This is a genomic window from Pseudomonas sp. TAA207 (genome assembly GCF_001529285.1).
Lineage (GTDB): Bacteria > Pseudomonadota > Gammaproteobacteria > Pseudomonadales > Pseudomonadaceae > Aquipseudomonas > Aquipseudomonas weihenstephanensis.
Window position 1 is genome coordinate 41,834 of sequence record NZ_LLWJ01000048.1, and the last position, 23,990, is coordinate 65,823.

General features: G+C 57.8%; 20 protein-coding genes and 1 tRNA gene. 13 read left to right on the forward strand and 8 right to left on the reverse strand.

The features are described from left to right. Positions 1-74: 74 nt before the first annotated feature. From AP059_RS02385 to AP059_RS02395, 3 genes are read left to right on the forward strand one after another with little or no spacing between them, the layout of a single operon-like run. Positions 75-1,361 (forward strand): murein hydrolase activator EnvC family protein, encoded by a 1,287-nt coding sequence (locus tag AP059_RS02385; RefSeq protein WP_059761734.1) that lies wholly within the window; start codon positions 75-77, stop codon positions 1,359-1,361. A gap of 35 nt (positions 1,362-1,396) precedes the next feature. Beyond that, on the forward strand, positions 1,397-2,710 hold the full coding sequence (locus AP059_RS02390) for a S41 family peptidase (RefSeq protein WP_059761735.1): 1,314 nt from the start codon (positions 1,397-1,399) through the stop codon (positions 2,708-2,710). Position 2,711: 1 nt separating this feature from the next. Beyond that, entirely contained in the window at positions 2,712-3,500 is a 789-nt protein-coding gene (locus AP059_RS02395) for a divergent polysaccharide deacetylase family protein (protein WP_059761736.1), read from the forward strand. A gap of 88 nt (positions 3,501-3,588) precedes the next feature. On the opposite strand, the gene AP059_RS02400 is transcribed toward AP059_RS02395, so the two are convergent. Then, complete coding sequence (locus tag AP059_RS02400; RefSeq protein WP_059761737.1) at positions 3,589-4,344, reverse strand: substrate-binding periplasmic protein; 756 nt, start codon at positions 4,342-4,344, stop codon at positions 3,589-3,591. A gap of 1,019 nt (positions 4,345-5,363) precedes the next feature. On the opposite strand from AP059_RS02400, the gene AP059_RS02405 reads away from it, so the two are divergent. Next, positions 5,364-8,570, forward strand: a complete 3,207-nt coding sequence (locus tag AP059_RS02405) for a hypothetical protein (RefSeq protein WP_059761738.1) — start codon at positions 5,364-5,366, stop codon at positions 8,568-8,570. Positions 8,571-8,713: 143 nt separating this feature from the next. Here the strand turns inward: AP059_RS02405 and hisF are convergent, their stop codons facing one another. The 6 genes from hisF to AP059_RS02435 form a co-directional block, all read right to left on the reverse strand. After that, complete coding sequence (hisF, locus tag AP059_RS02410) at positions 8,714-9,484, reverse strand: imidazole glycerol phosphate synthase subunit HisF (protein WP_048400703.1); 771 nt, start codon at positions 9,482-9,484, stop codon at positions 8,714-8,716. Between the two features lie 10 nt (positions 9,485-9,494). Continuing rightward, positions 9,495-10,232, reverse strand: a complete 738-nt coding sequence (gene hisA / locus AP059_RS02415) for a 1-(5-phosphoribosyl)-5-[(5-phosphoribosylamino)methylideneamino]imidazole-4-carboxamide isomerase (RefSeq protein ID WP_059761739.1) — start codon at positions 10,230-10,232, stop codon at positions 9,495-9,497. Between the two features lie 39 nt (positions 10,233-10,271). Continuing rightward, complete coding sequence (locus AP059_RS02420; protein ID WP_048364627.1) at positions 10,272-10,529, reverse strand: DUF2164 domain-containing protein; 258 nt, start codon at positions 10,527-10,529, stop codon at positions 10,272-10,274. Next, the gene (gene hisH, locus AP059_RS02425) at positions 10,529-11,167 is read right to left on the reverse strand and encodes an imidazole glycerol phosphate synthase subunit HisH (protein ID WP_059761740.1); all 639 of its coding nucleotides are present in this window, start codon (positions 11,165-11,167) and stop codon (positions 10,529-10,531) included. The genes AP059_RS02420 and hisH overlap by 1 nt, the downstream gene beginning before the upstream one ends. Further along, positions 11,167-11,760, reverse strand: a complete 594-nt coding sequence (hisB, locus tag AP059_RS02430) for an imidazoleglycerol-phosphate dehydratase HisB (protein ID WP_019411757.1) — start codon at positions 11,758-11,760, stop codon at positions 11,167-11,169. The genes hisH and hisB overlap by 1 nt, the downstream gene beginning before the upstream one ends. A gap of 234 nt (positions 11,761-11,994) precedes the next feature. Next, on the reverse strand, positions 11,995-13,656 hold the full coding sequence (locus tag AP059_RS02435) for an OFA family MFS transporter (RefSeq protein WP_059761741.1): 1,662 nt from the start codon (positions 13,654-13,656) through the stop codon (positions 11,995-11,997). 367 nt (positions 13,657-14,023) lie between these two features. Here AP059_RS02435 and AP059_RS02440 point away from each other — a divergent pair, with 367 nt between their 5' ends. The 7 genes from AP059_RS02440 to AP059_RS02470 all read left to right on the forward strand — a co-directional run bounded on the left by AP059_RS02440 (position 14,024) and on the right by AP059_RS02470 (position 20,199). Next, positions 14,024-16,243 carry an AsmA family protein gene (locus AP059_RS02440; RefSeq protein ID WP_059761742.1) on the forward strand — a complete coding sequence of 740 codons (2,220 nt, stop codon included), beginning with the start codon at positions 14,024-14,026 and terminating at the stop codon, positions 16,241-16,243. After that, a complete protein-coding gene (gene mutY, locus AP059_RS02445; RefSeq protein ID WP_059761743.1) occupies positions 16,240-17,307 on the forward strand; it encodes an A/G-specific adenine glycosylase in 1,068 nt (355 codons plus the stop codon). The genes AP059_RS02440 and mutY overlap by 4 nt, the downstream gene beginning before the upstream one ends. Further along, a complete protein-coding gene (locus tag AP059_RS02450; RefSeq protein ID WP_048364633.1) occupies positions 17,304-17,576 on the forward strand; it encodes an oxidative damage protection protein in 273 nt (90 codons plus the stop codon). Before mutY ends, AP059_RS02450 begins: the two co-directional genes overlap by 4 nt. A 104-nt stretch (positions 17,577-17,680) precedes the next feature. Next, positions 17,681-17,756 (forward strand) — tRNA-Phe (locus tag AP059_RS02455). Between the two features lie 410 nt (positions 17,757-18,166). Further along, complete coding sequence (locus AP059_RS02460) at positions 18,167-18,637, forward strand: hypothetical protein (protein WP_059761744.1); 471 nt, start codon at positions 18,167-18,169, stop codon at positions 18,635-18,637. 5 nt (positions 18,638-18,642) lie between these two features. Continuing rightward, complete coding sequence (locus tag AP059_RS02465; protein WP_059761745.1) at positions 18,643-19,554, forward strand: alpha/beta hydrolase family protein; 912 nt, start codon at positions 18,643-18,645, stop codon at positions 19,552-19,554. Between the two features lie 381 nt (positions 19,555-19,935). Then, positions 19,936-20,199, forward strand: coding sequence for a hypothetical protein (locus tag AP059_RS02470; RefSeq protein ID WP_059761746.1), 264 nt, complete (start codon positions 19,936-19,938; stop codon positions 20,197-20,199). 50 nt (positions 20,200-20,249) lie between these two features. Here AP059_RS02470 and AP059_RS21875 read toward each other — a convergent pair whose 3' ends face one another. After that, positions 20,250-20,498, reverse strand: a complete 249-nt coding sequence (locus tag AP059_RS21875; RefSeq protein ID WP_082706727.1) for a DUF1272 domain-containing protein — start codon at positions 20,496-20,498, stop codon at positions 20,250-20,252. A gap of 215 nt (positions 20,499-20,713) precedes the next feature. Here AP059_RS21875 and AP059_RS02475 point away from each other — a divergent pair, with 215 nt between their 5' ends. Beyond that, positions 20,714-21,319 carry a biliverdin-producing heme oxygenase gene (locus AP059_RS02475; RefSeq protein WP_059761747.1) on the forward strand — a complete coding sequence of 202 codons (606 nt, stop codon included), beginning with the start codon at positions 20,714-20,716 and terminating at the stop codon, positions 21,317-21,319. Beyond that, a complete protein-coding gene (locus tag AP059_RS02480; RefSeq protein WP_059761748.1) occupies positions 21,316-23,553 on the forward strand; it encodes an ATP-binding protein in 2,238 nt (745 codons plus the stop codon). Before AP059_RS02475 ends, AP059_RS02480 begins: the two co-directional genes overlap by 4 nt. The last annotated feature ends 437 nt before the right edge of the window (positions 23,554-23,990 follow it).

Sequence of the window (23,990 nt, forward strand, 5' to 3'; positions counted from 1 at the left end):
CATGTCACGGATTTCTCATACTCAACGAGGGCGGGCATACTAGGCCGTCCCATTCCCCAGGTGTCGCCCGCCCCATGCTCCGCGCCCTTATAGCCCTGACTCTCACGTGCCTGCTGCAACCGGCCTTTGCCGATGAGCGCGCGCAAACCCAACAACAGCTCGACGCCACGCGCCAGGATATCGGCGAGCTGAAAAAGCTCCTCGGCAAACTCCAGGCAGAAAAGTCCGGCGTGCAAAAAGACCTGCGCGGCACCGAGACCGAAATCGGCAAGCTGGAAAAACAGGTGGAGGAACTGCAAAAAGAACTAAAAAAGAGTGAAGGCGAGCTGCTGCGCCTTGATAGTGAGAAAAAAAAACTCAACAGCGCAAAAGTTGAACAGCAACGCCTGATCGCCATTCAGGCCCGTGCCGCGTATCAGGGCGGTCGTCAGGAATACCTGAAAATGCTGCTCAACCAACAAAACCCAGAAAAGTTCGCCCGCACCCTCACCTATTACGACTACCTGAGCCAGGCCCGCCTGGAGCAGCTCAAGGGGTTCAATGAAACCCTGCGCCAACTGGCCAACGTCGAAGCGGATATCAACCTGCAACAGGCCCAGTTGCTGACGCAAAAAAGCAGCCTGGACAGCCAGCGCGCCGAACTCGACAAAGTGAAGGCTGAACGTCAGCAAGTGCTGGCCAAGCTCAGTACCGACGTCAAAGACCGCGACCAAAAATTGCAGGCCCGCGAGCAGGATCAGGCCGATCTGGCTAAAGTCCTCAAGACCATTGAAGAAACACTGGCACGCCAGGCTCGCGAAGCCGAAGCCGCGCGCCAAAAAGCCCTGCTCGCTCAACAAGAAGCCGAGCGCAAACGCCAACGCGAAGCTGAATCGGTTGTGACCGACGCCCCGCGTAAACCCGTCAAATCCACACCCGGCGCATTGGTTTCAAGCGCCGGCGTTTCATACGGCGGGCCTTTTTCTCAGGCGCGGGGAAAACTTCCTTGGCCAGTTGATGGTCGACTGCTTGCACGCTTTGGTGAAACCCGCGGCGATGATGCCCGTACCAAGTGGGATGGGGTCATGATCAGTGCCGGCGCAGGCACCCAAGTGCACGCTGTACACGGCGGTCGCGTGGTGTTTGCCGACTGGCTGCGCGGCGCTGGCCAACTGGTGATTCTGGACCACGGCAACGGCTACCTGAGCTTGTATGGCCACAACCAGACACTGCTCAAGTCTGCCGGCGACATTGTTAAAGCCGGGGAAGTGATTTCCACCGTGGGCAACAGCGGTGGCCAAGCCACTGCGGCGCTGTATTTTGCTATTCGTCAGCAGGGCCGCCCCAGCGACCCTGCACAATGGTGCCGTGCTCAAGGATGAGCCCATCACCTTTAATACGTAGGAGTTCGTTCAACATGCCGCATTTGTCCCGCCTCAACTCGCTGGCCCTGACGATCGCCCTGGTGATTGCCGCGCCTTTGGCACTGGCCGCCGGGCAAGCCGCCCAGCCAGTCGCCGCAGCCAGCGCCAAGGCCCCGCTGCCACTGGATGAGCTGCGCACCTTCGCCGAGGTCATGGACCGAATCAAGGCGGCGTATGTTGAACCGGTCGACGATAAAACCCTGCTGGAGAACGCCATCAAAGGCATGCTCAGCAACCTCGACCCGCACTCCGCGTATCTGGGCCCTGAAGACTTCGCCGAGCTGCAAGAAAGCACCAGCGGCGAATTTGGCGGGCTGGGGATCGAAGTCGGCACCGAAGACGGCAATATCAAGATTGTCTCGCCGATCGACGACACGCCTGCCAGCAAAGCCGGCATCCAGGCCGGCGACTTTATCGTCAAGATCAATGGCCAGCCCACACGCGGCCTGACCATGACCGAAGCCGTGGACAAAATGCGTGGCAAAGTCGGGCAAAAAATCACGCTTACGTTGGTACGCAATGGCGGCACACCGTTTGATGTGACCCTGACCCGCGCCAATATTCAGGTCAAAAGCGTTAAGTCTCAGCTGCTCGAAGACGGCTACGGTTATATCCGCATCACCCAGTTCCAGGTCAAGACCGGCGAAGAAGTCGCCTCAGCCCTGTCCAAGTTGCGCCGCGAAAACGGTAACAAGAAGCTCAAGGGCATCATCCTCGACCTGCGCAACAACCCCGGCGGCGTGCTGCAATCGGCCGTTGAAGTGGTCGACCACTTCATCACCAAAGGGCTGATCGTTTACACCAAAGGCCGGATCGCCAATTCCGAATTGCGTTTCTCGGCCACCGGTAAAGACCTCAGCGAGAACGTACCGCTGGTGGTGTTGATCAACGGTGGCAGCGCCTCGGCCTCAGAAATTGTCGCCGGTGCCTTGCAAGACCAAAAACGCGGCGTGGTGATGGGCACCACCAGTTTCGGTAAGGGTTCGGTACAAACCGTACTGCCACTGAACAATGACCGCGCCCTGAAAATCACCACCGCGCTGTACTTCACGCCCAACGGGCGCTCGATTCAGGCGCAGGGTATCGTGCCGGACATCGAAGTCAGCCGCGCCAAAATCACCCGCGAGCAAGACACCGAGTACTTCAAAGAGGCCGACCTGCAAGGTCACTTGGGCAATGGCAATGGCGGTGCCGACAAGCCAACGGGTTCCAGCCCTAAAGCCAAGCCAATGCCACAGGATGACGACTTCCAGTTGAGCCAGGCCCTGAGCCTGCTCAAGGGCCTGAGCATTACGCGCGGCAATTGAGATGCGTTTTTCGCTGCTCATCAGCCTGCTTTGCTGCCTGACCGGGGCCGCCCACGCGGCGCCGGCCAGCCCTCCAGCCGCCCCGCACAAGGCTTATTTGAGCCTGATCATTGATGACCTGGGGCAAAACCTGCCACGCGATCGCCGTGTGCTGGGCTTGCCCGGCCCGGTCACTGCGGCCGTGATGCCCGACACCCCGCACGCGGCCCAATTTGCCCGTGAAGCGTACAAAGCCGGGAAAATCGTAATCCTGCACATGCCTATGGACCCGGCGACGGGGCCGTTTGCCTGGCACCCCGACTTACCCGTCGATGAACTCGAAAAGCGCCTCAATGCGGCCTTCAAGGCCGTGCCTTATACCAGTGGCATCAACAACCACATGGGCAGCCGCATGACCTCCCAGCCGCAAGCGATGGCCTGGCTGATGGGCGACTTGCAGCGCCGTCACAAATTCTTCGTCGACAGCCGTACCAGCGCACAAACGGTGGCGGCGGCCCAGGCACAAAAAATTGGTTTGGCCAGCGTCTCGCGGGATGTGTTTCTGGACGACGTACGCACCGAGCAAGCCATCACCACACAACTTGAAACCGCCATCAAACTGGCCAGGAAACAAGGCTCGACGGTCATGATTGGCCACCCCTACCCGCAAACCCTGGCCGTGCTGGAACGTGAACTGCCCAAGCTCAAAGCCCAAGGCATTGACTGGATCGACATTCGGCAAATGATCGGCGTGCGCAGCAACAAAGCGATGGCCGGGCATGGTGAAAATGGCGTGTATCGCCAGCCATAAGCACCGCACATACCCTCTAGGCGCTGCCAAGGCACGCAAGCTGCAACCGGTCGTAAACCCATCACTGCGCTACCGGCTTTTTCGAGCGTTACAGGTACTTGGCAACGATCTTTTCGACCACACCTTCAGCGCGCAGCTCATTCAGCGCTTTTTGCAGCTTGGCCACTACCGCATCCGGCACGTCTTTATTCAACGCCAGATACAACTCAGCCTGATTGAAACGCAGCACCGTCTTGAACCCTGAAATCCCGACCTGACGCGCTAAAAAACGCCCCGCCGGATCGCCTGTGGCCCAGAGGTCAATCTGCCCGGCTTGCAGTTTTTTCGCGTTGTCCTGATCGCGCAACACGATCACCGGACGCAGGCCTTTTTGCTCCAGTGACAATGCAATGACATCGCCTTTGTAGGCGCCGATGCGGTATTGGTTGGCTTTCTCCAGAGACGTGACGTTGATCGGGCTGTCACCGCGTGCCAGCAGCACCCAGTCATCTGGCCCAATGGGGCCGACCCATTTGAACAGGGCTTCGCGCTCTGGCACGCGCGCCGTTACAAATACCCCATAGCCGGGGTTTTCAAGGGCGAGGTGATAAATGCGCTCCCATGGAAAGCGCAAGGTCATGCTGTAGGAAATACCGGCCCGTTTGAAGGTTTCGCGCAGTACATCGACGGCGATGCCTTCGATGTTTTCGTCTTGCGCAAAGTTTTTGCCATTTTTCGCCATGTTGTAGGGCGGAAAATTCTCTGTCAGCAAGACCATCGAGTAAGCCGAGCTTTCGGCGGCTGAGGCCGCATTCGCCAACAGCAGTGAAAGGCCGGCGAAGACTGGCAAAAGACGTTTGAACATACGAGCTACCTAAATCCATGGCGTGCCCAAGAGTGCCGCGAGCACGCCATGCTGTCCAGTCGCCTTTAGACTGACTCGGTTCTACGTGCTGCCAGCGTGCATCCGTCGCTAACCCTATTTAACTAACTCAACGCGTCGCATTGACCTGATTTAATGCCGCGAGTGATTTTGAAGGAAAGAAACAACGACTTATTCGCAGGTCAACCTTATGTTTATTACCGTCCACCATTTTTTATTGATTACGTTAAGTACGCCCTATTCATACACCACGGCCCATGCCTCTGAGTCCCCTTACACTGGAAGACGGCCCCGTACAACTTTCCACACACGTCGACATTCTGGAAAGGCGCGATGAATGAAAACAATCATGAATTAAGCGCAAAAAAGTGTGATGACTCGACCCCACTTGATGTAGCGAACGTCAGGCAGCGAGGGCATCAAAAAACGCAGAGCAATTCAGACCATTCAAGTGATAGGCCACTCCCTAAGAACTCGTTGGATGGGCTATAGACCGCCGCCAGTCAAAGCCATAGCAATAGCAATAGCAATAGCAATAGCAATAGCAATAAGGGCAGCTCTACTGAAGACAGCGCGGCACACCAAAATTCGTAAACTCATAGACGGACATAGAACAGGGATTCTTACTCTGGAACAACCACCAATAACTTCGCCACTCAACTGTGAAATTCACAAAAATATGAGACCGGAGTTCCTCAATGATCACGTCACTCACACCCTCTGCTTCCCATCATCCTTACCCAACAACATCGCCTGAAAAAAAAGTCGAAAAACCCCTGAGTCCCGCACTCAACACCGCGAATAATGCACACGCTGAGCCCCCGTCCAACGAAACACACCAAGCCCCTCCTTTCGCCTCTGAACCCTTGCCCCGAGTCAGGCGTAGTCCGAACCCTGAGACAGATCAAGAATTACCCTCTTCATCAGCCTCCTCCCCCTCCAGGCAACGGACTCAAAATGGAGCCACCTCGGGGTGGAGAAACATATCAAAATGGGCGTCTGTGGCCACGCATGAGGAGTACCACGCTCCAGACGCAACTAAAATCGCAATTAAAAACGCACTCGTACAGGCATATAAACAAGTCATCGAAAAAACACATGTCTATGCCCAAGCAAAAGTAACAAATAACGTTGCCGAACTTTCTAAAAGCCCGGCTTACTGGAAAAGAGTCACCTCAGCGAGCGACAGCCTGCGAGATACGCGCATTACCCTGCCCGCCGACTCTCCCCTGCAACTCAATGGCGAGCCCATGGCTGGAAAGCAAATTAGCCTGGAGCAATGTATTCTCGCCAACGACTGGATCCTGCCTCAAAACGTCGCTGATATTCAAAACCTCGCAAACGCCTTATCCCACCCCCCGCTTCAATCTGCTCCCTACGGTAACTTCGGTGGGGGACTGTCCTGGTCTGCGCCCCCTTTGAGCCAAGAGATGAAAAAAAACATCCTGGCATCGGTGAGAAACAACGCCATAGAGCTCGAGGAGTTTGAATATCTGCGCCGCAGCAAAGATGCATTGGGTTATCTGACCCAGTCACGGCAATGGTCGCCCGAAGAGTTGAGCGACCCACGTGCATTTCTTACCAACCTCCTCAACACCCCTGAAGCCTATGCATTGGGTCAAGCCCTGCAAACCCAATTCAAAGGCGCACCCTCAGCGACCAGCATTAACGATTGGGCCATGACCGCCATTGCCATAGGTATCGACGCAAAGAGCATCCTCGACCCGGACAACAGCACCAACAAGGTCGCAGGCTTTGATCTTTCAAGCCCCGACCTCGGGGGTAAACCTCTGAGCGAGGTGGTCAAGGCACTCACTGAACACTTGGCGAATCCTGAAACGCCCGCTGCTGACTTTGCGCCTGTCAGAGCCTTTGCGTTATTAGCCCGTCATGCGCCGGAACTGCTGGTAAAAGAGATCCCGGATAGCGTGACCTACGGCTCACCCAGCTGGATCAGCCTGAAGGCTGCCGTTGCCCGAATAGAGGCGCAAGCGCCTGGCCAGGCGTTGAACATGAGTTACGAAAAAATCATGCAATACGCCAACATCTCGCCCATTACAGCGGCCGAAAAACAGGTCGAACAACAGGCCTCTCTACAGGCAATGATGTATTGGGCGATCAACGATGGCATCCTCAAGAAAAACGACAACAACCGCTACACCGATGCACAGATTGAGCACGTACGAGGAAAAGCCAAAGAGCGATTCATTGCCTTAGAAAAAGCGTCTTCGGCTAAAGACACTGAGTTGCTTACACGGGAAGACCTGGCCGATAAGATATTAAAAGAAAAGTTTGGAGACGGTATTGACTTCAAGAAAAAATGCCTCACCCCCATTGACCAGTGGAACCACCTAAAAGGCCCTTACTCGATCATTGATCTTGTTATTTCAGGTGAACTTGCCCGTGGTATTTATCAATCATCCGACCCCTCAATCCCTGTCGACACGATTGCACTGCGTCGCCATGAAATTCCCGATATTCAAGAGGCTTTCAAACAATCCTTCTCAAATTATTATGAGGGGAAAAAAAATTCCACCGCCATCTCCGTTCGACACCTTATATCCCAACTGCCTCTGAAAGATCGTGAGCGGCTGGAGTTTGGGGCCATTAAAGTATATGAACAACACAATGCCACCAGTTCGATCAGTGGCCTCAGACTAAACGGTTTTGATGATACAACACCTGGGCGACATGGCGTTCAACGGAGCATAGACGAACATCACCGTGGCTTAATTATAGAAACCCAGTACAACGGCAAAACCTACCACTACGAAATCAACCCCCCACAAGGTTTTATTCGCCCCATCACAAACTTTAAGCCGGGGGTGCAGGGTGAGTGGACAAAACTGCCGCCCAAGGACAACAACAGCTTTTCAAACTATACGACGTACTCAAATAAGGAGATAAATGAAGTTCACGGCAAAAGCGACGCAGAACGCCGCCAGCGTGAGTCCACCCAAAAAACCGACGCGCCCCTCCAGTCGTTCAACAGCAGCCGAACGCAATACATTGCCCAGCTCATGTCGAATAAGTTCTTCCCGAATGACAGCCGGAATTTATTCGAACAAACCCAAGGCCTCACTACCTTGGACACCGAAGTTACTGACTTTGAAAAAATCCAGAACTTCACACGCATCCTCGTCCCCTTCGCATCGGCCATTCACAACTTTTCAAAAGGTAATACTCGGGACGGGTATGAGAATCTGGTGCAAGACATCTTTGGATTTTTATTCGTGGGCGCCAAAGCCGCAGGCGGAATAGCCAAAGTGGCAGGTCACACTGGCAGCCTGGCCAGCAAATTTAAAAAAGGGGTGAATATCCTGGGCCGGGCTGCGGCCAGCGGAGCCAACCCATTTTCCGGCGGGAAAGCGCTATTTTCCGGCGCAGTAAAGCTGTTGAATTCGGGGGTATCCCTGGCCAATCAAGGTTTCCAATTCCTTCGTCGTGGAGCCAATAGTGCGGACCTTCTTTCGACGATCAAAAGACCCGACGTTATCCAGGGAAGCATTAAAACTGCCAACAATGCCGACCCCTTAAAAGTGCTCGCAAAGCGCGATGACTCAGGCGTCTTATATGCCTACGACCCAAAAACCGAAAAGCTCTTTGGGCCACCGCTGAAAAACTTCCAGCCCAACAACACTTCCACCCTATTGCAAACGAGCGCACGAAAACTGCCTGAGCCGCCACCTGTAAAGCCTGCCCTCCCGGCACAAACATCACAGCCAATTGATATTTTCATGGGGAACTCGCAGACCCTTAACCAGGGCAACGAATCAATACTGACTACTCGCAGTCTGACCGATTGCTCGGCCATCGCGGTTCTGACGGACTGGGATGGCAAAGTTTATCGCACACGCACACTGATGCACTTGAGCGGTAGCAACGTGGAGCAGGGATTAATAGGTGAAGATGCCTCAAAACTGCTGAGCACATTAGAAGACTCTTTGGAGCGTGGAGGAAAAGTCATTATGGTGGCCGGCATAAACTCTCACTCCACTGTCGGAATGGGGATTATCATTGGGCAAACGACGAATAACCAACGGCCACTGATGAGCTTGTTAAAAGATCGAGAAGGTGTCTCCGTCACCGTAGCCAGCTCACTGGGCGTGACTGTTTATCCCGATGGAACATTCAAGCTGATAGAGGATACGGGTAAAGGGGTATTTACCAAGGAGATGCTCGAGCCTGTGTATGACTTCATAGACTAAGCCCCTCAAACTACGCGCGAATTTCTCTGTAGGCGATGTCGAGCACCCACGAGGCACAACATCGCCTACCGTTGATTGTTATCCCTCTCAGCGCCGCACTGTCAGCGCCTGACCCAAGGACGCTGACAGTTGCAACCGTCGGCCTAACGCACCACGATCCCGCGTTCAGCCATGTACGCTTTGGCCTCAGGCACGGTGTATTCGCCAAAGTGGAAAATACTCGCCGCCAATACTGCACTGGCGTGACCTTCCAGGATGCCGTCAGCCAAATGCTGCAAGTTGCCGACGCCGCCCGAAGCAATCACCGGGATACCCAGCGCATCGCTGATGGCACGGGTGACGCCCAGGTCGAAGCCGTTCTTCATGCCGTCCTGATCCATGCTGGTCAGCAGGATCTCACCGGCGCCCAAACCTTCCATCTTCATCGCCCACTCGACTGCGTCGAGGCCGGTTGGCTTGCGCCCGCCGTGGGTGAAGATTTCCCAGCGCGGAGTTTCGCCCGGCTGGGAGACTTTTTTCGCATCAATGGCGACCACGATGCACTGCGAACCAAAATGCTGCGCCGCTTCGCCCACGAATTCCGGGTTAAACACCGCTGCGGTATTGATCGAGACTTTGTCCGCGCCCGCATTGAGCAGGTTGCGAATGTCCTGAATACAGCGTACGCCGCCGCCTACCGTCAGCGGGATAAACACCTGGCTGGCCATGCGTTCCACCGTGTGCAGCGTGGTGTCGCGACCATCGACGCTGGCGGTGATGTCGAGAAAGGTAATCTCGTCAGCGCCTTGCTCGTCGTAGCGACGGGCAATTTCGACCGGGTCGCCCGCATCGCGAATATTTTCGAACTTGACGCCCTTCACCACCCGGCCGTTATCCACGTCCAGGCAAGGGATGATGCGTTTGGCTAACGCCATGACGTTCTCCTCAGGCCTTGTAGCTGTCGCAGAAGGCTTGCGCCTCGGCCACATCCAGCGTGCCTTCATAGATTGCACGGCCGGTGATGGCACCGACGATACCGGGTGCCTTGGCGTCCATCAGGGCCTTGATATCGCCCAGGTTATGAATGCCGCCCGAGGCGATCACAGGGATGGTGGTCGCGGCCGCCAGTGCTGCGGTGTAGCTCACGTTGCAACCCTGCATCATGCCGTCTTTGGCGATATCGGTATAAACGATGGCCGACACGCCATCCGCTTCAAAACGCTTGGCCAAGTCGATCACTTGCACGGTGCTGACTTCTGCCCAGCCATCGGTGGCCACGAAACCGTCTTTGGCATCCATACCCACGATGATTTTGCCGGGGAAGGCACGGCACGCCTGTGCCACGAACTCAGGGTTCTTCACCGCTTGGGTGCCCAGGATGACGTAGCTCACGCCCGCTTTGACGTAGTGTTCGATGGTTTCCAGCGAGCGAATCCCGCCGCCGATCTGGATCGGCAAATGCGGGTACAGCTTGGCAATCGCCGTGACCACTTCGCCATTGACCGGCTGGCCTTCAAAGGCACCGTTCAGGTCGACCAGGTGCAAGCGGCGGCAACCGCCCTCAACCCATTTGGCGGCCATGCTCACCGGGTCATCGGAGAACACCGTGGAATCTTCCATGCGGCCCTGGCGCAGACGTACACAGGCACCGTCTTTAAGATCGATAGCGGGGATAATCAGCATCTGGCAAACCTTTAAATTCGGGAGTCAGTGACTCGGAAATCAATTCTTTTCGAGCGCCCACACGTCGCTTTCGATGCTCTCGAACCTCTCTTTGAGGTGCGCCTGCACATCGAAAATCGCGCGATTGTAGTAATGCGGCGCGATTTCACGCGTGAACAGCTCAAGGATTTCAGCCGCTTCGAACGAACCCAGGTCCAGTTCGAAACGGTCTTCCATAAAGCGTTTGATCTTGCTGTTGGCTTCGTTCTCTTGCTCGGGGGTGAGCGTAAGAATCGGCGGCTTTTTGCGAGGCGCCATTACCAGCGACCGTCCCAGGCCACGAAGTTTTCCAGCAACTGCAAGCCGTGGGTATGGCTCTTTTCGGGGTGGAATTGCACCGCGAAGCGCGAACCTTCGGCCAGCGCCGCCGCAAAGTCGACGCCGTAATGCCCGCCACCGACCGCTTGGCGAGGATTGCCCGCCGCAATGTAGTAGCTGTGTACAAAGTAGAAACGCGCCAAGTCCGGGATGCTGTGCCACAGAGGGTGATCGACCTTCTGTTGCACTTGGTTCCAGCCCATGTGCGGCACCTTGAGGTGCTCGCCGTCTTCGTGCAGGTCCTTGCCGAAGAACTTCACTTGCCCCGGGAACAGACCGATGCAGTCCACGCCGCCGTTTTCTTCACTGCTGTCGAGCAAGGCTTGCATGCCCACGCAGATGCCGAGAAACGGGCGGTCCTGACTGACTTCACGCACCAGCGAATCGAAGCCCATACGACGGATCTCCGCCATGCAGTCGCGAATTGCGCCCACACCGGGAAACACCACGCGGTCCGCTTCACGGATAACGTTGGCATCGCTGGTAATCAGCACCCGACCGGCGCCCACGTGCTCCAGCGCCTTGGCCACCGAGTGCAGGTTGCCCATGCCGTAATCGATTACCGCCACGGTCTGCATCAGAGCACGCCCTTAGTGGAAGGCATTTGCCCGGCCATGCGCTCATCCAGCGTGATCGCCATGCGCAGCGCACGACCGAAAGCCTTGAACACGGTTTCGATCTGGTGGTGGGTATTGGTACCGCGCAGGTTATCGATGTGCAGCGTCACGTTGGCGTGATTCACGAAGCCCTGAAAGAACTCCTGAAACAGGTCAACGTCGAAACCGCCCACGGTGGCACGGGTATAAGGGATATGCATTTGCAGGCCAGGGCGGCCAGAAAAGTCGATGACCACACGCGACAGCGCCTCATCCAGCGGCACATAAGCGTGCCCGTAACGGGTCATGCCTTTTTTGTCGCCAACGGCCTGGTTGAAGGCTTTACCGAGGGTAATACCCACGTCCTCGACGGTATGGTGATCGTCGATATGCAGGTCGCCTTTGCACTCGATGTCCAGGTCGATCAGCCCATGCCGGGCGATCTGGTCGAGCATATGCTCAAGAAAAGGCACACCGATATCGAATCGGGCCTTACCGGTACCATCCAAGTTGATCGAGGCTTTGATCTGGGTTTCCAGAGTATCGCGCTCGACTGACGCCTTACGTTCGGCCATCACCAGCTCCGCAAAATCATTGGGCGAAAAAGGTGGCCATTATAGGCACGGGTCTGACAAACAGAAACACGATATGACTGACGGAATGCCCGCTGACGCGTAGCAGCTGCCGCAGGCGGCGTCCGGCGGCGAAGCCGTCGTAAAACCAGAGCGCTCTGTTCGCCGCCCTCAGGTTTTACGATCGCTGCGCAATCGGACGCCGCGTCCGGCAATAGCTACAGGTGCGCGATAGCCTTAGTGAAACAACACCGCTGTTTTCTGCACCGTGACCCACACGCCCCACAGCAGTGGAATACCCACTGCCAGCCAGGCGGCGACCGTCAATGGCAAGCTGCCCGGTGCGGCTTTCCATTCCAGCGAGGTGCTGGCATCCGCCCCTTTGTCATGCCCCAGCGCCTGCTCGGCTGCTAACTGCGCATCGGTCATGAAGTATTTGTCAGCCACCGGACGCACCAGCAAGTTGCAGATAAAGCCCAACACCAACAACCCCGCCAGAATGTACAGCGTGATGTCATAGGCAGCCGCACGCTCAACACCGATGCTCAACTGGTATTCACGCAGGTAGTTGACCAATACCGGCCCCAATACTCCCGCCGCCGCCCACGCCGTCAACAAGCGACCGTGGATTGCGCCGACCATCTGGGTGCCGAACAGGTCGGCCAGGTAAGCCGGCACGGTGGCGAAGCCACCGCCGTACATCGACAAAATGATGCAGAACGCTGCCACAAACAGTGACACGTTGCCCAAATGCCCCAAGTTCGGCACCAGCGCGTACAACGCAAAACCCAATGCAAAGAACACAAAGTAGGTGTTTTTGCGCCCCAGGTAGTCCGAGAACGACGCCCAGAAAAACCGCCCGCCAATATTGAACAGGCTCAGCAGGCCGGTGAAACCGGCAGCAATGGCCGCGATTTGTGCCAGTTGCGCGGCGTCCAGTTGGCTGAAGGTCAGGTCATTGCCCAGCAACTTGCCCGCAAACACTTCCTGCAACAGCGGCGAGGCCATGCCCAAAATGCCAATCCCGGCCGAAACGTTCAGGCACAGCACCAGCCACACCAACGCAAATTGCGGGGTTTTCCAGGCCACGCTGACGTGGACGTGACGCTGGGTGATCATCGCATTGGCAGCTTTTTTTGCAGGTGCGGTCCAGCCCTCAGGCTTCCAGCCGGTCGGGGGCACGCGATACGACAACGCGCCGCCGATCATGAACACGAAATAAATCGCCGCCATCACCAAAAAGCTCTGCCACACGCCCACGCCATCCGGCCCGGCGAAGTGGCCCATCAAGGCCGCGGCCAATGGCGCACCGACCATCGCGCCGCCGCCAAAGCCCATGATCGCCATACCGGTGGCCATGCCGCGCTTGTCCGGGAACCACTTGATCAAGGTCGACACCGGCGAAATGTAGCCCAGGCCCAGCCCGATGCCGCCAATCACCCCGGAACCCAACCACATCAGCCAGATCTGGTGGGTATAAATGCCTAACGCTGAAATCAGCAAGCCGCCACACCAGCACAACGCAGACACCACGCCAGCCTTGCGCGGCCCGGCGTGCTCAAGCCAGCCACCCCACACGGCAGCCGAACAGCCGAGGAAGATAAAGAACAAGGTGTAAATCCAGCCGAGCATTGAAATCGGCCAGTCGCACTGCGACGAAAACACCTGCGCGATAAAGCTCATGTCCGGCGCGCACGCCACCGGCGCGGTCACGCCCAGCGCTTTGGACAGCGGCAACCAAAACACCGAAAAGCCATAGGCCATGCCGATGCACAAGTGGATGGCCAACGCGGCAGGCGGAACCAGCCAACGATTAAAACCGGGTTTTGCGATGATGCGCTCCTTGGACAGGAACGCCGGCTGTGAGGCAAGGCTGCCCGCAGCGGTGCTGGTGCTCATTGGTGTATCCCCCATGAATAAAAAAGCTTTCCAGGCACACTCAACCCCCGACTTTGGCGCCATGCAGCGCGCAGTCTTGTTATTGGCTTGAGTTCCAGGCGCGACAATGCGCCGCAGACGGCCCGAAAAACAGGCGCAGATTACCATTGGGTCGCGGGAGAAAGATCAAACTGATGCGGTCTTTTTCGGCAAAATTGATCCTATTTTTCGCGCTCAAATCTTTTCAGGTGTCTACACCGCGTAGCGCAGAGGTGATGCACCGAACGTGGACACACCACGTATCCAACTCCAGTCGGCCGACACGTGGCGCTATACTCTGCGGCTAACTTTAAAACTTACCTTCACACAGACCTACAAGGACCCGCCCATGAAAGCGTTCGGCAAAATCCTGGGTCTGGTGCTTCTCGGATTGTTGCTGATCATCGTGGCTTTGGGCTTTGCCCTGAGCCATCTGTTTGATCCCAACGACTATAAAGACGAGATCCGCCAGATAGCCCGTGACAAAGCCCACATTGAGCTGACTCTCAATGGCGACATTGGCTGGAGCCTCTTCCCTTGGCTCGGCCTGGAACTGCACGACGCCAGCGTAGCGACCCTCGCGGCGCCGACCAAACCGTTCGCTGACTTGCAAATGCTCGGTTTGTCTGTGCGCGTGCTGCCGCTGCTGCGCAAAGAAGTGCAAATGAGCGACGTACGCGTTGAAGGCCTGAACCTGCGTTTAACCCGTGACAAAGACGGCCACGGCAATTGGCAAGACATCGGCCAGCCCGCACCTGCGAGTGCCAGCGCTCAAACACCGCCAGCCAGTACGCAACCAGCGCCGCAGGCCAAGCCCGACACCTCCAGCCAGCCGATCAAGCTCGATATCGACAGCCTGACCGTGAACAACGCACGGGTGGAATACAACGACGAGCGCAACGGCCAGCAGTTCAGCGCTGAAAGCATTCAACTGAGCACCGGCCCGATTCACGAAGCCACCAGCACCCCGGTCAAATTGACTGCGTTTCTGGGCACCAACAAGCCAGTGATGCGGGTCAAAACCGAAGTCGACGGCAAACTGCGCTTTGATCGCGTGCTCAAGCGCTACCAGTTCGAAGACATGAAAGTCACCGGTGAAGCGTCGGGCGAGCCGTTACAGGGCAAAACCGTCACCTATGCAGCCCAAGGGCAACTTCTGGTTGATCTGGCAGCGAACGTCGCCGAATGGAGCAGCCTGAAGATCTCTGCCAACCAACTGCGAGCACTGGGCGAACTCAAGGCCCACAGCCTGGATACCACCCCGCAAATCAGTGGCGGCCTGTCGATTGCCCAGCTTGATCTGGCCAAGTTCCTCGACAGCATCGGCCACACGTTGCCGCCGATGGCACCGGGCAGCCTGAGCACGTTTGAGCTGGTCAGTCGCCTGTCAGGCACACCTTCGAGCCTGACCTTCGACGAACTGAACCTCAAACTTGATGGCAGCACCTTCACCGGCCACGTGGCCGTTGAAGACTTCTCCAAACAAGCCCTGCGTATTCAGCTCAAAGGTGACACGTTCGACGCAGATCGCTACCTGCCGCCTAAAACCGCAGAAGCCGCCAGCGCCACTGCCGCACGCCAGGCCCAAGTGCAAACGAGCGAAGCCGGTGCCCTGGCCGCGTCAGGCGACACGCCACTGCCTGCTGCGCCGACCAAAAGCGGCTGGAGCACCGCCAAGCTGATTCCTGTCACGCGCCTCAAGGCACTGGACCTGACGGCGGACATCAGCTTTGGCCAACTGACCGTGAGCCAACTGCCGATTCAAAACGCTGCGCTCAAGGCCAACAGCAAAGACGGCCTGCTGACCCTCGAAACCCTGCGCGGCGATTTGTACAAAGGCAACTTCGCCGCCAACGGCAGCCTCGATGTGCGCCCGATGCTGCCCTTGGTGAACCTGCAAACCCACATCAACAACGTACCGGTGGAAAAAATCCTGCAAAGCCAGGGTCAAAAACCTCCAATCAACGGCTTGTTGACTCTCAACAGTAACGTGACAGGCAGCGGCAACAGCCAGAACGCGCTGATTGAAAGCCTCAACGGCACAGCCAACTTCGTGCTCAACGACGGCGTGTTGCTCAACGCCAACCTCGAACAGCAACTGTGCCAGGGCATTGCCACACTCAACCGCAAAACCCTGAGCGGCGCGCCACGGGGCAAAGACACACCGTTCAAGGAACTCAAGGGCAGCCTGATTTTCCGTAACGGCGTGGCCAGCAACCCGGACATGATCGTGCGCATCCCCGGCATGACCGTCAAAGGCAATGGCGACATCGACCTGCGCGTGCTGGGCATGGACTACCGCATCGGCATCACCGTCGAAGGCGACAAAGGCGCCATGCCTGACCCGGCCTGCCAGGTCGGCAAAAACTTTGTCGGAGTCGAACTGCCTCTGCGCTGCCGCGGCCCGTTAGAACTGGGTGCCAAAGCCTGCCGCCTCGACAAAGAGGGCTTGGGTAAAGTCGCCGCCAAAGTGGCCGGCAACAAAATCAGCGACAAACTTGAAGAGAAACTCGGCGACAAGATCAGCCCTGAACTCAAAGACGCCCTCAAGGGGCTGTTCAAGCGATGAGAGATGAGCAGTTCGCAAGCGTGGTGCTCGACTGGTTCGATCGCCACGGCCGCCATGACCTGCCCTGGCAACAGGGCATCACCCCTTACCGGGTGTGGGTCTCGGAGATCATGTTGCAGCAAACCCAGGTCAGCACTGTGCTGAACTACTTCGACCGGTTCATGGCGTCATTGCCCACGGTCCAAGCACTGGCCGCCGCCCCCGAAGACGAAGTCCTGCACCTGTGGACCGGGCTGGGTTACTACACCCGCGCCCGCAACTTGCAGAAAACCGCGAAAATCGTCGTCGAGCACTACGCCGGTGAATTCCCGCGCGATGTCGAAAAACTCGTGGAGCTGCCCGGCATCGGGCTATCCACTGCGGGCGCGATTGCCAGTATCAGCATGGGCCTGCGCGCACCGATCCTCGACGGCAACGTCAAGCGCGTGCTGGCACGCTACACCGCGCAAGAGGGGTATCCGGGCGAACCCAAGGTGGCCAAACAGCTGTGGGCCACTGCCGAGCGCTTTACCCCGCACGAGCGCGTCAATGCCTACACCCAGGCCATGATGGACATGGGCGCAACGCTGTGTACCCGCAGCAAACCCAGCTGCTTGCTCTGCCCGCTTGAAAGCGGCTGTGAAGCCCATTTACTGGGCCTTGAGACGCGCTACCCGATCCCCAAACCACGTAAAACCATCCCGCAAAGGCGCACGTTGATGCCGATGCTGACCAATGGCGAGGGCGCCATTCTGCTTTACCGTCGCCCCTCGACCGGCCTGTGGGGCGGTTTGTGGAGCCTGCCCGAGCTGGATGACCTCAACGACGTCGAGCATTTGGCGCTGCAACACTCACTCAAGGTGGGCACGCAACACCCCATGCCCGGCCTGACCCACACCTTCAGCCATTTCCAGCTGGCCATCGAGCCGTGGCTGATCCACGTCAAGGAGGCTGGCCATCACGTGGCCGAGGCCGATTGGCTCTGGTATAACCTCGCCACCCCGCCGCGCCTGGGCCTGGCGGCCCCGGTCAAAAAACTGCTCAAACACGCAGCCGACCTATTGAACGCAGGAGAGTCGTCATGACCCGCACCATCATGTGCCGCAAGTACAAAGAAGAACTGCCCGCGCTGGAACGCCCTCCGTTTCCGGGCGCCAAAGGTCAGGACATTTTCGATCACGTCTCGGCCAAAGCCTGGGCAGACTGGCAAAAACACCAAACCCTGCTGATCAACGAAAAGCGTTTGAACATGATGAACGCCCAAGACCGTAAATATTTGCAGGGCGAGATGGACAAGTTCTTCAGCGGTGAAGAATACGCGCAGGCAGAAGGCTATGTTCCGCCAAGCGAATAAACCCCGGTTTTAAAGGGTTTGGTCCGTAAGCGACGGTAATAATTAAATATTTTTCAAAAAAGTGTTTGACGACTTATCGAAAAAAGCTTCTAATGCGCCCCGTTGCCCAGATAGCTCAGTCGGTAGAGCAGGGGATTGAAAATCCCCGTGTCGGCGGTTCGATTCCGTCTCTGGGCACCACATTCAGCTTTGATGTGGTGTTTACACCACCGCAAAGCAAACAAAAAACCCGCCCAGTGCGGGTTTTTTGTTGGGCGCGATTTAGTGCCGCCTCACCCTGCTGCGTGACCCAGGGAGCCAAAACTGCACATAGACCTGCATAAGAGCGCGCGCCACGAATAAAAAACAATGAACTCACCCAAGCCGAGTTCTTTCGTTTCGTGCAAGACACGCGTACTGCACACAAAAGCGCTTGCGAAGAGAAGCTCAATGAGCGGCTGGAAGCGTTTTGCCAACACCCTCAAACACTGATGCCAAGCCCACGGCCTGCCCGGCTTCAAGCCCGATAATTGACCCAATCCACGATCCACGCTTGGTGATCCCCGAAAGCTGAGGTTCAATAACCGTCTTAGCCCGTACAGGACACGTTCATGGCAACGCCAAAGAAACAGCACAAGCACGCACAGCGGGCCAAAACCAAAGCCAAGCAAAACCGCATCGGCAAACCGGCCAAAGCCTCGGCGTCTGCGCTGATCGACAGCCCGTTCGATGACGTCAAAATCGACCTCAGCACGTTCGACTTTCAGGACATCAAAGACAACGGCTTCGAACCCGCCGATTTCGACGATCTGTTTCAGGCCATGAAGGCCGCCGAAGCCATCAGCCTGCAAGCCCTGTGCAGCGTGTTTCTGCAATACCCGGTGCTGGAGCTGGTGATCAGCGAAGAAGAGGAAGAAGACGCGACCGATTTCCTGATGGGCCTGCTCATTGCCTTCCGCATGAGCGAGCATGGCGATGACGAAGACAGCGCGCTGGCGTGGGTCGAAACCCCGGCCTTCCAGACCGCCTACGTTGAAGCCTCGCGCTTGCTGGCCGAACGCAGTGCGCGGAGCACGCACTGACGCACATCCGCAGCCAAGCCGTCAGCCGGGCGTTCTTCGAGCCTGCCGCTGACGGTTATCGGTTGGGCGGTTTTGAGTGGCGCCACGGGGTGCCCGACCCCTCCCGCGCGGTGGTGATCATCAGCGCCGCCACATCGGTGCGCTGCACCTACTACGCCCGTTTTGCCGACTACCTCTTCAATCACGGGCTGGACGTGATGCTGTATGACTATCGCGGCATCGGCGTGTCCCGCAGCGGTTCATTGCGCGGGTTTAAAGCCTCGTGGTCGGACTGGGGCGTGCTGGACGCGCACGCGATCCTCATGCGCGCCCAGCGTGAATGCCCAGGCCAACCGATTGATATGGTCGGCCACAGTTTTGGCGGCTGCACAGCGGGGCTGGCGGCGGGTGCCTCGCGAGTTCGGCGGTTAGTGACGGTGGGGGCGCAATTCGCTTATTGGCGCGATTACGCCGCCGCGCAACGCTGGCCCATGTTCGCCCGCTGGCACGTGGTCATGCCGCTGCTGACGCGGTTGTGCGGGTATTTCCCCGGCAAACGCCTGGGCTGGCTCGAAGACACCCCCGCTGGCGTGGTCAACGACTGGGCCGCCATGAACACGCGCTTTGAAAGGCTGCCCAGCGCACGCACGCTCCACTCCCTGCCCTTCGCCTCTGTCACGGCCAACACCCTCGCCATCAGCCTCAGCGACGACCCTTTTGGCACCGTGGCGGCCACTGAGCGCTTGCTGCGTTATTTCAGCGCCAGCGAGCGCACACATTTACGGATAAACCCGGCAGACATCGGTGAAACCGCGATAGGTCATTTCGCGTTTTTCCATAGCCGGTATCAGCAAAGCTTGTGGCCGATTGCTTTGGGGTGGTTGTTAGACGGGGCACTTGCGCACGATACGGCCGGCACCTTCATCAACCGGCCCTAGTAGTCGCTGCCGCAGGCTGCGATCGCGTCTGCCAGGGTCGTCGGGCGCCGAGGCACAAAGACCCTTCGGCTCTTCTCGCAGCCTGCGGCAGCGACTACAACGTTCTAATTTGCCAAGTCAGGGACCAGGGATAAAGTCCGCAGCGTCACGGTCAATCCCGTGGCCGGGCGTAGGAACCCGATGCAAAGTTGGCGCGTAGCGCCCAAGACTGTACCTCTGGCGTTTTTTTATGCCCGAGATAACGCTCTATGGCAGCTGTGTGCGGGCAGACTTCGGTCTGGCCGGGTGCCAACTTTCCCGGTATTCCTACCCCGCACATGGCTGCCACCCAATCCCGTAGGAAGGACCGTGGCAGCTCTCACTGAAAAGCTGGAGAAATTCATGCCTAATCTCACCACCTCGCACGCCTTCCACGAAACCGGCCCGGCTCAGCAGCACCTTCTGCTGTTCAGTGTCACTGCCGATATCCGGGCCACCCATGCCCTGCACAGCGCCTGCGAGTTGTTGTCTGCCGCCACCCATACCCTTGACGCCGCCGCCACCGGCACGCTGTGCATCGACGCCCATCAAGCCTTTCTGTTGTGCCACGCCTTGCGCGCGGTCAAGGCCACTGTCGATGCACTGGGGCAAGATAACGCGCTGTAGACGGGCACGCCTGCCCAGCCACGGGCCAGGCATTTAAAAAAGCCTCGCAATCATGTGCCGCACACGCGGCCTTCGGGTGTGTGAACCCGCACGGTCGACGCAGGGCTGTTGCCCAGTTTGTCGGCGGGCCGACGCGGACGCGCCAGCAATTCGCCTGCGCAATTGGGGCAGCGCCCGCCCAACTTTAGCTCCGCGCACGCCGCGCAGAATGTGCATTCAAACGAACAGATCCGCGCGTTAACCGCGTCGGGCGGCAGGTCGCAATCACAGCACTCACAATTAGGCCGTAGTTCAAGCATGACGTTTCCTTTAAGCATGTGCGGCCCGTAAACAACCGCAGCCTGAAATGTGCCGTTGATCCTGCCGTGTGCCATTGCATTCGCACAAGCGGCAGGTCATCTGCCAGAATTTCCCTACAAAATCCAAACAGATTTATTGCACTTTTTTCAGCCCCTGGCTTCATAAAGCCATGAGCGTTTATTTAATGCGCACCCAGAGAGCCCGGTTACACGGCATGCCACAAGACCCTTCCCCCCCTTTGACGCCTGCCGTCCTGAGCGCGCTGCGCACCGGCACGCACACCCTGCATGTGGCGCTTGAGCAACGTTTGCCTTTTTTCTCGGCAACGCTCGACCGCGCGCACTACACGCGTTTGCTGAGCGCCTACTTCGGGTTTTATCAGCCCCTGGAAGACGCACTGCTCCATAGCGCGTTTATCCCCGAAGGGTTTGACCTGCAAGCGCGACTCAAAACCCAGGCCCTGGTGCAAGACCTTCAGGCGTTGGGGGACGATCCCGGCGCACTGCCCCGCTGCCACACCTTGCCAGCGCTGCACAGTGAAGCCTGCGTACTCGGGGTTTTGTATGTGCTGGAAGGCGCTACGCTGGGGGGCAATATTTTGCGTAAACAGATCGCCCAACATTTGGGGCTTGATACCCACAGCGGCGGCTCATTTTTGTACGTCTACGGGGAAGACACCGGCCGGCGCTGGAAAACATTCATGGCGTTTTTGGGCAGCGTACAACTCGACGAGCACGCTCAACGCGAAGCCGTACACGCTGCCTGTTCAACGTTTAGCTGTTTCGAGCAGTGGCTCGAATGTCAGGAGGTTTTGATATGAATCCACTCGACGCTCAGGCGTTTGAAGCCCTGCTGGATAATTGCGCCGATGAGCCCATCCGGTTTCCGGGCGCCATCCAACCCCACGGCCTGCTCGTCACGCTGTCGCTGCCCGAGCTGCGTATCCAGCAAATCAGTGCCAACGTCCAGGCGTTGTTTGGCTTGCACGCCAATGCGCTGCTGGATCAGCCACTGGCGATGTTGACCGGCCCTGAAGCAGCGGCCGTGGTGCAACAGGCCGCAGGCGTTGCCGAACCGATGGAGGTGCCCGTGCTGGAGCTGAACCTGCAAGGCATCCGCTACGAGGGTTTGTTGCACCGCGAACACAATGTGCTGGTGCTGGAGCTGGAACTCAAACCCGACGAGGTCGAGTTCAATCACACGATGGCCAAACTGCGCAACCTGAGCCGCATGTTGCAACGCCTGCAAGCTGCCAAGACCTTGCCCGCGCTGTACGACATTTGCGTCAAGGAAATCCAGGCGCTCACCGGCTACGACCGGGTACTGATTTACCGTTTTCAAGAAGAAGGTCATGGCCAGGTGATCGCCGAAGCGTCTTCGCCTTCGATGGAGCTGTTCAACGGCATGTTCTTCCCCGCCTCGGACATCCCGGAGCAAGCCCGCGAGCTGTATCGCACGCACTGGTTGCGCATTATCCCCAACGCCGACTACCAGCCGGTTGAACTGGTGCCGCGACTGCGCCCCGATACCTGTGAGGCGCTGGACCTGAGCGGTGCCGTCTTGCGCAGCGTGTCGCCGATTCACTGCCAATACATGAAAAACATGGGCGTGCTGTCGTCCATGAGCATCTCGTTGATGGACGGCGAACGGCTATGGGGCTTGATCAGTTGCGGGCATCGCCAGCCGTTGCACGTGCCCCATGAGCTGCGCATGGCCTGCCAAACCATCGGCCAGGTGTTGTCGTTGCAAATCAGCGCCCTGCAAACCCTGGAAATCAGCCGCCAGCGCGAGGCCAAAATGGGCGCGCTGGAGCGCCTGAACACCGCCATGGTCAGCAACCCGAACACCGTGTTTGACGGGTTGGCCCAAGCGCCCGAACAACTCATGGCGCTGACAGACGCCAGCGGTGTGGCCATCCTGGAAGACAACGTGCTGCGCCGCTACGGCCAATGCCCGCCCGCCGATGACATTCGCGCGTTGTACCAGTGGTTCAAAGACTCGCAGCAATCGGTGTTTTCCACCCACTGCCTGTCGACGCTTTACACGCCCGCCGCGCAGTACAAAGACATCGCCAGCGGTCTGCTGGCCATGACCCTGCCCAAGCCCGTCGACAATGCGGTGCTGTGGTTTCGCGCAGAAGTGAAAGAGAGCATCCCGTGGAGTGGCGACCCCAGCAAGCCACTCAACCTGGAGCCCAGTGCCACCGGCATGCGCTTGAGCCCGCGCACCTCGTTTGAACTCTGGAAAGTCGAAATGGATGGTATTTCCAGCAAGTGGAGCCACGGTGACGTGTTCGCGGCCAACGACTTGCGCCGCTCGGCGCTGGAAAACGACCTCTCACGCCAGGTGGTGCGCGAGCAGCAAGCCGTGCGCGCCCGCGACGAGCTGGTGGCCGTGGTGTCCCACGACTTGCGCAGCCCCATGACCATCATCTCGATGCTCTGCGGCATGATGCAAAAAGCCTTCAGCAGCGACGGCCCGCACACGTCACGGCGCATTACCTCCGCCATCGACACCATGCAGCAAGCCAGTAGCCGCATGAACGTGCTGCTTGAAGACTTGCTCGACACCTCCAAGATAGAAGCCGGGCGCTACACCATCACCCCGCAGCCACTGGACGTGAGTCAGATTTTTGAAGAAGCGCTTTCACTGTTGGCGCCGCTGGCGATGGACAAGTCCGTGGACCTGACCTTCCATGCCGAGCCGGGCCTGAAGATCAACGCTGACCCCGAGCGTTTGTTTCAAGTGCTGTCCAACCTGATTGGCAACGCCATCAAGTTCACCCCGGCACAAGGCAAAATCGGAGTCGCGGCCATGTCCAATGGCCAAGACATCGTGTTCAGCGTGCGCGACTCGGGCAAGGGCATACCGGCCGAGCAATTGCCTCACATCTTCGAACGCTATTGGACGGCCAAAGAAGGTAATGCTTCTGGCACAGGTTTGGGGCTGTACATCTCGCAAGGCATCATCAAAGCCCACGGCGGCCAGCTCCTGGCCCAAAGCAAACCGGGAGAAGGCAGCGAATTTCGCTTCACCGTGCCGCAAATCGCCTGACAGTCCTTCAAACCTGTAGGCGCTGAAAACCTGTAGCCGCTGACGAGGCACGAGGCTGCGATCGAGTGCGCAGCGCTCGTAAATCTGATGACTGCGGTATGCCTGAATCACCGCGTTGAATGGCTTTGCGACGGCTTTGCCGCCGATCGCAGCCTCGTGTTACTCGTCAGCGACTACATGTTGGTGTTTCTTGTGTAGCCGCTGACGAGGCACGAGGCTGCGATCGAGTGCGCAGCGCTCGTAAATCTGATGACTGCGGTATGCCTGAATCACCGCGTTGAATGGCTTTGCGACGGCTTTGCCGCCGATCGCAGCCTCGTGTTACTCGTCAGCGACTACATGTTGGCGTTTCTTGTGTAGCCGCTGACGAGGCACGAGGCTGCGATCGAGTGCGCAGCGCTCGTAAATCTGATGACTGCGGTATGCCTGAATCACCG

Bases quoted from the DNA above. Each gene is read 5' to 3' on its own strand.
- AP059_RS02385 (WP_059761734.1), top strand. From the start codon at position 75: ATGCTCCGCGCCCTTATAGCCCTGACTCTCACGTGCCTGCTGCAACCG.
- AP059_RS02390 (WP_059761735.1), top strand. From the start codon at position 1,397: ATGCCGCATTTGTCCCGCCTCAACTCGCTGGCCCTGACGATCGCCCTG.
- AP059_RS02395 (WP_059761736.1), top strand. From the start codon at position 2,712: ATGCGTTTTTCGCTGCTCATCAGCCTGCTTTGCTGCCTGACCGGGGCC.
- AP059_RS02400 (WP_059761737.1), bottom strand. From the start codon at position 4,344: ATGTTCAAACGTCTTTTGCCAGTCTTCGCCGGCCTTTCACTGCTGTTG.
- hisF (WP_048400703.1), bottom strand. From the start codon at position 9,484: ATGGCGTTAGCCAAACGCATCATCCCTTGCCTGGACGTGGATAACGGC.
- hisA (WP_059761739.1), bottom strand. From the start codon at position 10,232: ATGCTGATTATCCCCGCTATCGATCTTAAAGACGGTGCCTGTGTACGT.
- AP059_RS02420 (WP_048364627.1), bottom strand. From the start codon at position 10,529: ATGGCGCCTCGCAAAAAGCCGCCGATTCTTACGCTCACCCCCGAGCAA.
- hisH (WP_059761740.1), bottom strand. From the start codon at position 11,167: ATGCAGACCGTGGCGGTAATCGATTACGGCATGGGCAACCTGCACTCG.
- hisB (WP_019411757.1), bottom strand. From the start codon at position 11,760: ATGGCCGAACGTAAGGCGTCAGTCGAGCGCGATACTCTGGAAACCCAG.
- AP059_RS02435 (WP_059761741.1), bottom strand. From the start codon at position 13,656: ATGAGCACCAGCACCGCTGCGGGCAGCCTTGCCTCACAGCCGGCGTTC.
- AP059_RS02440 (WP_059761742.1), top strand. From the start codon at position 14,024: ATGAAAGCGTTCGGCAAAATCCTGGGTCTGGTGCTTCTCGGATTGTTG.
- mutY (WP_059761743.1), top strand. From the start codon at position 16,240: ATGAGAGATGAGCAGTTCGCAAGCGTGGTGCTCGACTGGTTCGATCGC.
- AP059_RS02450 (WP_048364633.1), top strand. From the start codon at position 17,304: ATGACCCGCACCATCATGTGCCGCAAGTACAAAGAAGAACTGCCCGCG.
- AP059_RS02460 (WP_059761744.1), top strand. From the start codon at position 18,167: ATGGCAACGCCAAAGAAACAGCACAAGCACGCACAGCGGGCCAAAACC.
- AP059_RS02470 (WP_059761746.1), top strand. From the start codon at position 19,936: ATGCCTAATCTCACCACCTCGCACGCCTTCCACGAAACCGGCCCGGCT.
- AP059_RS21875 (WP_082706727.1), bottom strand. From the start codon at position 20,498: ATGCTTGAACTACGGCCTAATTGTGAGTGCTGTGATTGCGACCTGCCG.
- AP059_RS02475 (WP_059761747.1), top strand. From the start codon at position 20,714: ATGCCACAAGACCCTTCCCCCCCTTTGACGCCTGCCGTCCTGAGCGCG.
- AP059_RS02480 (WP_059761748.1), top strand. From the start codon at position 21,316: ATGAATCCACTCGACGCTCAGGCGTTTGAAGCCCTGCTGGATAATTGC.